The following is a 9798-nucleotide window of genomic DNA, read 5'->3' as shown; positions in this document are numbered from 1 at the left end:
GGGTGTTGCGCAGGAGGGATTCGACGAGTGCGGTGACGTGCCGGCGGTCGGCCGGGGAGAGCTGCTGGACGCTGGCGATGAGGGTGGCGACCTCGGGGTCGGCGGGTGTGCCGGGGGTCTCCTCGAAGTACAGGTGGATTCCGCAGGCTTCGGCCGCGGCCCTGCGGACGGAGTCCAGGGGCAGTTCCAGTCCTCTGGCCAGGCCCTCGAGCGTGGCCTGCTGCGGCATGCGGGTGACGCGTTCGGTGGTGGCCAGGTGGTGCACGGTGGAACGCGGGATGCCGCCGCGCCGGGCCACCTCGCCGTAGGACCAGCCCTGCTGCTCCAGCCGGATCTTCACCAATTCCTGCAGTGCGTTGGCCACGCGGGGGATTCTTCCNCGGGTGACGCGTTCGGTGGTGGCCAGGTGGTGCACGGTGGAACGCGGGATGCCGCCGCGCCGGGCCACCTCGCCGTAGGACCAGCCCTGCTGCTCCAGCCGGATCTTCACCAATTCCTGCAGTGCGTTGGCCACGCGGGGGATTCTTCCCGCTGAGACGCCGGTTGGACAAACCGCCGTCAACGACTGCACGGGGAGGCGACCGAGAGACGGGCGTCCAATGTAATCGGACATCTCAGCCGGAGCGATGGGGCAAACGCTCGGCACGCCTATCATGCAACCGGAAGACCATCGTCTTATGTCTACGGATACGGTGGCCTGCCAGTGATGCGTCCGGTACCGGCTGGCCCAGGGGAGCCCCGGTCCGGACACGGCCGATCGATCACGCAGCCAGCAGGCGTGCGGGGGGATGAAAGATGACGTCGACGCCGAACGGCGCCCGGCAGCAGGACGACGACCCTTCCCGGACCACGCAGCTTCGGGTTCCCCCGCAGCTCAGGACGGGAGGCCACCGGTTGCGCCCCAGGAAGGCGCTGCCGAGGTACGACTACGAGCACTACAGCCGGCTGGCGGGTCCCCTGACCCAGCCGGACCCGTCGAAACCGTACAAGGTGCAGTACCGCTCGCTGCTGTCGCAGGAGCCGCACCGCGTCCGGGCCGCTCTGCTCCTCGGGGCCGCGCCGCTGGTCTCGCTGGGCCTGTTCGCCTGGCTGATGCAGCCGCAGCACTGGACGGAGCGCGACCCCAATCTGAACAACGAGCTGCTGCTGTGGCTCGACGTCGTCATGCTCGTCTCGATCGGCCTGATCGAGCTCTTCCGCACGATGAACGTCCTGTCGAACGCGCACGCGACACTCGTCGCCCGCGACCCGATACCCGTCGTGCCGGAGTCCGGCACCCGCGTCGCCTTCCTCACCTCCTTCGTGCCGGGCAAGGAGCCCCTGGAGATGGTGACCAAGACGCTCGAGGCGGCCGTGAAGATCCGCCACCGCGGACTGATGCACGTGTGGCTGCTCGACGAGGGCGACGACCCGGCCGTCAAGGAGGTCTGCGCACGGCTCGGCGTCCACCACTTCTCCCGCAAGGGCGTAGCCAAGTGGAACCAGGAGAAGGGCGCCCACCGGGCCAAGACCAAGCACGGCAACTACAACGCCTGGCTCGAGGCGCACGGCGGGGACTACGACTTCTTCGCGTCCGTCGACACCGACCACGTACCGCTGCCGAACTACCTGGAGCGGATGCTGGGGTACTTCCGCGACCCGGACGTCGGATTCGTCATCGGCCCGCAGGTCTACGGCAACTACGACACCTTCGTCACCAAGGCCGCGGAGTCCCAGCAGTTCCTCTTCCACGCCCTGATCCAGCGCGCCGGCAACCGCTACGGCGCCCCCATGTTCGTCGGCACCTCCAACGCCGTGCGCATCAGCGCCATCAAGCAGATCGGCGGCCTGTACGACTCGATCACCGAGGACATGGCCACCGGCTTCGAGATGCACCGGGCCAAGAACCCGGGCACCGGCAACAAGTGGCGGTCCGTGTACACCCCGGACGTCCTGGCCGTCGGCGAGGGCCCGTCCGCCTGGACCGACTTCTTCACCCAGCAGCTGCGCTGGTCCCGCGGCACGTACGAGACGATCCTCAAGCAGTACTGGAAGGGCTTCGGCACACTGCCGGCCGGAAAGCTCTTCAACTACACGATGATGATCATCTTCTACCCGATGTCCGCCCTCAACTGGATCCTGGCGGCCCTCAGCTGTGCGCTGTTCCTGGGCATGGGCGCCTCGGGCGTGCAGATCGACCCGGCCATCTGGATGATGCTGTACGGCAACGCCTCGGCCCTGCAGATCGGCCTCTACATCTGGAACCGCCGCCACAACGTGTCGCCCCACGAGCCCGAGGGCTCCGGCGGCCTGGCCGGCATGGTGATGTCCGCGCTCTCCGCGCCGATCTACGCACGCTCCCTGATGGACGCCGCGCTGCGCCGCAAGAGCAAGTTCGTGGTGACGCCCAAGGGCGACTCCTCCAGCCCGGACACCCTCTTCGGCACGTTCCGGATCCACCTCTTCTTCATCCTGATCTTCGGCGGCTCGCTCGTCTCCTCGTTCTGGTTCGGGCACGACCACCCGGCGATGATCACCTGGGCCGGCCTGGCCCTGCTGATCACCGCGGCGCCCATCTTCGCCTGGCGGTACGCGATCCGCGAGGAGAAGCAGAAGCGGAGGGGGCGGCGCCGCGCGAAGCCGGGGACGGGTGGCGGGGCCTCCGGGGCCGTGCCCCCTGCCGCCCATGAGCAGCAGTGGGCCCCCGCGGACCAGACCATGCAGATCGCCCTTGGGGGACGTAAGAAATGAGCACACTTCCCGTCCGGCCGAACCACCGCAAGAACCGGGCCCGACGGATCCTGATCGGCGCGGCGGTCGTGGCGGCGATCGCCGGGTTCAACGGACCGGCGATGTACCGGTACGGCTCGGAGCAGTACCACGAGTACAAGATCAACCGGCCTGAGTACAAGGCGGCGAACGGCCACTGGGACTTCCTCGACGTCCCGGACAAGTACAAGATCAACACGATCCACGCGGCCCTGCTCCACACCGGCAAGGTGCTGCTGATCGCGGGCTCCGGCAACAACCAGAAGAACTTCGACGCCAAGAAGTTCGAGTCGGTGCTGTGGGATCCGAAGACGAACGACTTCAAGCACATACCCACGCCCAAGGACATGTTCTGCGCCGGGCACACCCAGCTGCCCGACGGCAAGCTGCTGGTCGCGGGCGGCACCAAGCGGTACGAGAAGCTCCAGGGTGACGTCACCAAGGCCGGCGGCCTGATGATCGTCCACAACGAGGACCCGGACAAGCCGATCACCCTGCCCGCGGGCACCAAGTTCACCGGCAAGAAGAACGGCAAGACGTTCGTCTCCAAGGACCCGGTCCTCGTCGAGAAGGCGAAGAAGGTCTTCGACAAGGAGACCGGGCGCTTCCTGCGCACCGAGGCGGGTCTCGGCCGGATCTACGTCGAGGCGGCGAAGTCCGGGAAGTCGTACGAGACCGGCACAGAGGACAACTACCGGGTGCACGGCCTCAAGGGCTCGGACAACCGGAACGTCTACGGCATCGCGCAGAAGCTCGCCCTCGACAAGAAGGACTTCCAGGGCATCAGGGAGGCCTTCGAGTTCGACCCGGTCGCGGAGAAGTACATCACCGTCGACCCGATGAACGAGGCCCGCTGGTATCCCACGCTCACCACGCTCGAGGACGGCAGGGTCCTGTCCCTGTCCGGCCTGGACGAGATCGGCCAGATCGTCCCGGGCAAGGACGAGATCTACGACCCGAAGACGAAGAAGTGGAAGTACACCGGCTTCGAGCGGCGCTTCCCGACCTACCCGGCGATCTTCCTGATGGACAACGGGAAGCTCTTCTACTCCGGTTCCAACGCCGGATACGGTCCCGCGGACGTCGGCCGTGACCCCGGGATCTGGGACCTGGACACCAACAAGTTCACCAAGGTGCCCGGTCTGAGCGACCCGGACCTGATGGAGACCTCGGCGACCGTGATGCTGCCGCCGGCCCAGGACCAGCGGTTCATGGTCATCGGCGGCGGCGGGGTCGGCGAGTCCGAGAAGTCCAGTGAGAAGTCCCGGCTGGTCGACCTGAAGGACCCGCAGCCCCGCTTCAAGGACGGCGCCTCCCTCGACAAGGGCACGCGCTACCCGAGCGCCTCGCTGATGCCGGACGACAGCGTCCTGGTCACCGGCGGCTCCGAGGACTACCGGGGCCGCAGCGGCTCCAACGTCCTGGAGGCGCGCACGTACGACCCGGAGACGGGTGAGTACACACGGGTCGCCGACCCTCGGGTCGGCCGCAACTACCACTCGGGTTCGGTGCTGCTGCCCGACGGCCGGGTGATGATCTTCGGCTCCGACTCGCTCTTCGGCGACGACGCCAACACCAAGCCCGGCGTCTTCGAGCAGCGGATCGAGATCTACACCCCGCCCTACCTCTTCCGGGACTCCCGGCCGGAGATCGGCACCGGCCCGAAGAAGATCGCGCGCGGCGGCTCGGCGACCTTCAAGAGTCCGGACGCGGCGAAGCTGAAGTCGGCGAAGCTGATGCGGCCCAGCGCGGTGACGCATGTGACCGATGTCGACCAGCGGTCCATCGCGCTGGAGATGACGAAGACGGCGGGCGGTTTCGAGGTCACCGTGCCCAAGAACCGCTCCCTGGTCCCGTCCGGCTGGTACATGCTGTTCGTGACGGACGACAAGGGCACCCCGTCGGAGGCCGTCTGGGTCGAGGTCCCGTAGGGCGGGACGGCGAACGGGCACGACGTCGAAGGGGGCTCCCGCGGTGGGAGCCCCCTTCGATGTCGTGGGTACGGCTACTCGCTGTTGCGGGCCAGTTCGAGCGCGTACTCCGGGTACCAGTCGCCCGCCTTGGGACCGCCCTTGCAGTCACCGTCGGACTCGCCCGGCCGCTTCACCCACAGATAGGCGTCGACGAGCGGATCACCGGTCTTCGTCGTGGGCTCCTCGCCGAGGGCGCGGCCCGGCGGGTTGCACCAGTTCTCCTTCGGATCGCCCTGCGTGTACGGCCCGTTGCCGTTGCGGCTGGTGTCGATCACGAAGTGCTTCCCGCCGACCTTGGCGGAGAGCTTGCGGCCGAAGTCCTTGCTGGCCTCGGTCGTCTGGAAGTTGGAGACGTTGACCGCGAAGCCGTCGGCCCGGTCGATGCCGGCCCGGCGCAGCGGATCCGGGAGGGAGCCCGGGTCCGCCCAGCCCGCGTTGCCCGCGTCCAGGTACACCTTGGTCGCGGGGAGTCGCCCGAGCCGCTCGATGGCCCCCTTCAGCAGGTCGTACCGCTCCTGGTGGTACTCCTGCGGGGTGCAGCCGTCCACCAGGTGCAGCACGGCGTCCGGTTCGAGGACGACGGTGGCCCGGCGGTCGCCGATGCCCTCGGCGACCTTGTCGACCCAGGCGCGGTAGGCGTCGCCGTCCGAGGCACCTCCCTTGGAGAACTGACCGCAGTCCCGGTGCGGGATGTTGTAGAGGACCAGCAGGGCGTCGCGGTCCGCCTTCGCGGCGGCCTCCGTGTACCCCCGCGCCTCGCCCTCCGGGTCGTCGGGGCCGATCCACTCCCCCACCGGCTGGGCCGCGATCTTCCTGATCAACTCGGCGTTCGCGCTGTCGCCGTCATCGAGGTACGAGTCCACCTGCTTCGCCGCGTTTCCTTCGGGGTTCACCCAGTACGGATCCGTCGCCTTGGGCTGCTGCGCCGCGGGCTTGTCACCGTCGCCGTCCGAGGAGGAACATCCCGCCACCAGCAGAACGGCCCCCATCGCGGCCGCCGTCCATCGGGCGCGCCCGACTCGACTGCCGTACATCCACTCCCCCTCGGTGCACTGTGGTACATGCCGGACCACCCCCCAGGCGCCCCGCTGCCGGAACGAGCCCGGCCGGATCCATCCTGACACACGCGATCCGCCGGCCACGAGGTAACCGAGGCCGCGGTGCCTCCCCGCCGGACGCGGCCGGGGACGGCAGGTGCGCTTCTCGGGTGGGAGGTCCCGGACCGCGCCCGGCGGCGCGGTCCCGGCGGCCCCGAACGCCGCTTCCAGCGGACCTCAGATGCCGCGCGCGTCCGTGAGGTACGCGGACACCACGACGTTCGCCGTGTACGAAGCGGTCTTCTTGTCGTAGGTGCCACCGCAGGTGATGAGCCGGAGTTCGGCCCGGCCCGGGTGGTGCGCCCCGTACACCTTCCGGGCGTCGAACCGGTCCCGGCTGACGACCTGGACATCCTCGATGGTGAAGACGGCGACCGAACCGTCGGTCCGGGTCACCTTGACCGACTCACCCGGACGGGCCGCGCTGAGGCCGTAGAAGACCGCCGGCTCGGTCCTGGTGTCGACGTGGCCGACGAACAGCGCCGCGCCCTCGGCACCCGGCCGGGTTCCGGTGCCGAACCAGCCGACGGCGCCCGGGGTGGCGAACGGCGGCGGTTCGACCGCGCCCGTCGTGTCCAGGCCGCGGGCGACGACGGGGGCCGAGACCCCTATCGAGGGAATGTCCACCTTGGTGGGCCCGGCCGGTGCCAGCGGCTCCCGGGCGGGCGGCAGTGGTACGCCGAGCGGACGGCCCACCGCCGCCACGTCCCCCGTCGTGGGGGCCGAGGAGCCACCGGGACCGTCGCTGGCCTCACGGCCCCAGAGCCACAAGCCCATCAGCAGGACCGCCCAGGCCACTCCGGTGAGCAGCCGACCGCTGCCCGGAGGCGCCTCGTCGCCGGAGGGCACGGCAGATCAGTCCCGGTCCGTCGGGCCGACGCGCCGGCGGCGGGCGCTGCGGAAGGCCACGGCGACGGCCGCCGCTCCGGCCAGGAGCAGCCCGATCACCGTGTGCGGCGTGCCGGGGCCCTGGGTGTCGGCGGACTCGGCGCTCTGTGCGGCCAGCCGGTCGGCGGCGCCGCCGCCACCGGCGCGGACGGGGGCGACGGGGCTCTCGGCCGGGTCGGGGCCCTCGACCAGGTCCTCCGGGCCGTCTCCCTCGTGGGAGCCGTCGTCGGAGTCCTCGTCGGAGCCGTCCCCGTGCCCCCGGGACCCGTCGTCCTTCCTGCCGTCCCGGGACCCGTCGTCCTTCTTCCCGTCCCGGGACCCGTCGTCCTTCTTCCCGTCCCGGGACCCGTCGTCCTTCTTCCCGTCCCGGGACCCCTCGTCCCTCTTGCCGTCCTCCTCCTCGCCCTGCTTGTCGTCGGGCTGGAAGCGGGAGGGCGGCGTGAGCGTGACGATCTGGAGCCGGTCCACGACACCGCTCTCCCGGCCGTCCTGCACCTCGCTCCCGGGTTCCGCTCTGACGGGGTGGACCGTGTCCGTGAGCCGGGCACCTTCCTCCGCGTGCGCGGTACCCGGGACGGGCGCCAGAATCAGGAAGCCGGCGGCCACCCCTGCGACACGGAGAGCAATCGGAACTGAACGCATTGTGAACCTCCTGGTGTAAAGAGATTCACGCGTTCCGCCCAGTTCCGCATCTCCAGGGGCCCCGGACGGGTCAGTGCCACGACGCCGTCCGGGCCTCCGACCGGGTCAGATCCGGTCCACGAGGTCCGCGATGGAGTCGACCACCTTGGAGGGCCGGAAGGGGTGGCGGTCGATGTCCGCGGGCGCCGTCAGACCGGTCAGCACGAGGAAGGTCTTCATACCCGCCTCGAGCCCCGCAAGCACATCGGTGTCCATCCGGTCGCCGATCATCGCGCTGGACTCGGAGTGGGCCCCGATGGCGTTCAGCCCGGCCCGCATCATCAGGGGATTCGGCTTGCCCACGAAGTACGGGGCCTTGCCGGTGGCCTTGGTGATCAGTGCGGCGACCGATCCGGTCGCGGGCAGCGGGCCCTCGGCGGACGGCCCGGTCTCGTCCGGGTTGGTGCTGATGAAGCGGGCTCCGCCGTTGATCAGCCGGATCGCCTTCGTCAGCGCCTCGAAGCTGTACGTACGGGTCTCGCCGAGGACCACGTAGTCGGGATCCTGGTCGGTGAGGACGTACCCGATCTCGTGGAGGGCGGTGGTCAGCCCCGCCTCGCCGATGGCGTACGCCGTACCGCCGGGGCGCTGGTCGTCCAGGAACTTGGCGGTGGCCAGCGCGGACGTCCAGATGTTCTCGATCGGCACGTCCAGGCCCATCCGCGCCAGCCGGGCGTGCAGGTCACGCGGGGTGTAGATGGAGTTGTTGGTGAGGACGAGGAACGGCTTCCCGCTCTCCCGGAGCTTCTTGATGAAGGAGTCGGCGCCCGGGATCGGCACTCCCTCGTGGATGAGGACACCGTCCATGTCGGTGAGCCAGGATTCGATCGGCTTGCGCTCTGCCATGAGGCGGACTCCTGCCGTACGCGTAGTGCGAGGTGCGGTGTGCTGACGGGGCGCCGCCACGACGATGTACCGGCACCCTCCAGCCTAGTCAGGAAGCCGTGACCCTGACCCCGTCGATCACCCGGTACTGGTTGTCGGCCCCGGTGCAGTGGAAGCGGAAGCACACGCCGGAGGCCCCCGGCCGGGACGGGAACGGACACGGACCGCGGCCGCGTCACCACGTCCGAGGTGCAGCTCCTGCCCACGGCGCGTCCCGCCGTCGAAGGAGGCCGGGATCGGGCGGTCCTGGCCGCCCTCCTGGCGGTAGAGGGTCGTGACGTCGAGCCGCACGGTACCGCGGCCGCCCACGTCGTACGCGGGGGTGACGAGCGCGGAGTCGAGAGGAGCGGCAAACGCGCTGCCCGCGGTGAACTCCTGGCGCCGGGACCCCCGGGGTCGGCCTCTCGCCCCGGCCCCGGGCGCGTCCCGGACCGTCCTCCTCCCCCGGGTGCACGCGCGGTCACGAGACCGACCGGCTGCGCGCCGTCGCCGCACACGTGGTCCAAAGCCGCGAGTGGCACTGACGGCAGGCCGGCCGTGCGAGACCGGGAACCGGGTCCCGCCCCGGCGCGGCCGACACGAGGCGGACCGGAACGCGTCGAGCGAGACCGCTTGCACCACGAGGCGGGACGCGGCCTCGTGGCGCGGCCGTCGGTCAGCTCGGAGTGCCGAACGCCTGCACCCACCAGGGGCCGTTGGGGCTGAGGTTCACGCCGACACCGAGGTCCTTGAAGCCGCAGTCGAGGATGTTGTCGCGGTGCCCGGGGCTGTCCATCCAGTCCTGCATCGCGATCCTGGCACTCTTTGGGCCCTTGTGGATGTTCTCGCCCCACTTTCGCCAGTCGTAACCCGCCGCTTCGATCCGGTCACCGGCGTCCCTCCCCTCCGGACTGTCGTGCTCGTAGTAGTTGCGGGCCGCCATGTCGTCGGCGTGGCCCTGGGCGGCGGCCTGGAGGCGGCTGTTGGTGCGCAGCGGCGCACAGCCCGCCTTGGCTCGCTCCTCGTTGGCAAGTCGTACGACTTCCCGGGCGAGGTCGGCGGCCGCGCCGGAGGCCGGCTCCCCTGGACTGACGGTGCCGGCGGTGCGCTCGGGGCGCGGCGACGTGGTCGGCTGCGCGGGTCGGGGCCGGCTCGCAGGCGCGGAGTGGGCGGTGTCGGCGCCGGAACCGGGACGGGCCGAGGGCCTCCCGGTCCCGGACGGTTCCACTGCGGCCGTGACGGACGCGGACGCCGAAGCACTACGGGAAGGGGACGCTTGGGGACCAGATATGACTGACGCCTCAGGCCCTGGCCGCTCGAACTCGTACCCCAGGGCCTCCTCCCGGCTCGACACCTTGGGGCGCGCACCCTCACCGTGGCCGCTCAGGACGTAGCCCGCACCCGCGGTGACCGCGAAGCCGACCACCGAAGCAACGACGAGCGTTCCGGCCCGCGCGCGACGGCGCTGCCCCCTTCTGGATGCGCGTGGCCCGGGGCCGCCCTGAGGACGATCCCCCGGTATCTCCGTCAGGTCGTACGCCTCCGTG

Annotated in this window: 7 protein-coding genes; 2 read left to right on the top strand and 5 right to left on the bottom strand. The window is 70.2% G+C overall.

Translation table 11 applies throughout. From position 1 onward, the window contains the following. Positions 1-795 precede the first annotated feature (795 nt). The gene (locus tag QMZ92_RS33545) at positions 796-2730 is read left to right on the top strand and encodes a glycosyltransferase family 2 protein (RefSeq protein WP_283301375.1); all 1935 of its coding nucleotides are present in this window, start codon (positions 796-798) and stop codon (positions 2728-2730) included. After that, positions 2727-4679, top strand: a complete 1953-nt coding sequence (gene glxA, locus QMZ92_RS33540; RefSeq protein WP_283301373.1) for a radical copper oxidase GlxA — start codon at positions 2727-2729, stop codon at positions 4677-4679. The genes QMZ92_RS33545 and glxA overlap by 4 nt, the downstream gene beginning before the upstream one ends. A 74-nt stretch (positions 4680-4753) precedes the next feature. Here glxA and QMZ92_RS33535 read toward each other — a convergent pair whose 3' ends face one another. The 5 genes from QMZ92_RS33535 to QMZ92_RS33515 form a co-directional block, all read right to left on the bottom strand. Beyond that, positions 4754-5755 (bottom strand): glycoside hydrolase family 6 protein, encoded by a 1002-nt coding sequence (locus QMZ92_RS33535; RefSeq protein ID WP_283301372.1) that lies wholly within the window; start codon positions 5753-5755, stop codon positions 4754-4756. A 240-nt stretch (positions 5756-5995) separates the two neighbouring features. After that, positions 5996-6667, bottom strand: a complete 672-nt coding sequence (locus QMZ92_RS33530; protein ID WP_283301370.1) for a class F sortase — start codon at positions 6665-6667, stop codon at positions 5996-5998. 6 nt (positions 6668-6673) lie between these two features. Next, positions 6674-7348 carry a hypothetical protein gene (locus QMZ92_RS33525; RefSeq protein WP_283301367.1) on the bottom strand — a complete coding sequence of 225 codons (675 nt, stop codon included), beginning with the start codon at positions 7346-7348 and terminating at the stop codon, positions 6674-6676. A gap of 105 nt (positions 7349-7453) precedes the next feature. Continuing rightward, a complete protein-coding gene (locus QMZ92_RS33520; RefSeq protein ID WP_283301365.1) occupies positions 7454-8233 on the bottom strand; it encodes an HAD-IIA family hydrolase in 780 nt (259 codons plus the stop codon). Positions 8234-8927: 694 nt separating this feature from the next. Continuing rightward, positions 8928-9479 (bottom strand): CAP domain-containing protein, encoded by a 552-nt coding sequence (locus QMZ92_RS33515; protein WP_283301362.1) that lies wholly within the window; start codon positions 9477-9479, stop codon positions 8928-8930. Positions 9480-9798 lie beyond the last annotated feature (319 nt).

The organism is Streptomyces sp. HNM0645 (assembly GCF_030056615.1).
Taxonomy (GTDB): Bacteria; Actinomycetota; Actinomycetes; order Streptomycetales; family Streptomycetaceae; genus Streptomyces; species Streptomyces marianii.
Note: the sequence above shows the minus strand (reverse complement) of the source record. Positions and strands in the feature narration are given on the sequence as shown.

Excerpts from the sequence above, each read along its gene's own strand:
- QMZ92_RS33545 (WP_283301375.1), top strand. The coding sequence starts at position 796 with ATGACGTCGACGCCGAACGGCGCCCGGCAGCAGGACGACGACCCTTCC.
- QMZ92_RS33525 (WP_283301367.1), bottom strand. The coding sequence starts at position 7,348 with ATGCGTTCAGTTCCGATTGCTCTCCGTGTCGCAGGGGTGGCCGCCGGC.
- QMZ92_RS33535 (WP_283301372.1), bottom strand. The coding sequence starts at position 5,755 with ATGTACGGCAGTCGAGTCGGGCGCGCCCGATGGACGGCGGCCGCGATG.
- glxA (WP_283301373.1), top strand. The coding sequence starts at position 2,727 with ATGAGCACACTTCCCGTCCGGCCGAACCACCGCAAGAACCGGGCCCGA.
- QMZ92_RS33520 (WP_283301365.1), bottom strand. The coding sequence starts at position 8,233 with ATGGCAGAGCGCAAGCCGATCGAATCCTGGCTCACCGACATGGACGGT.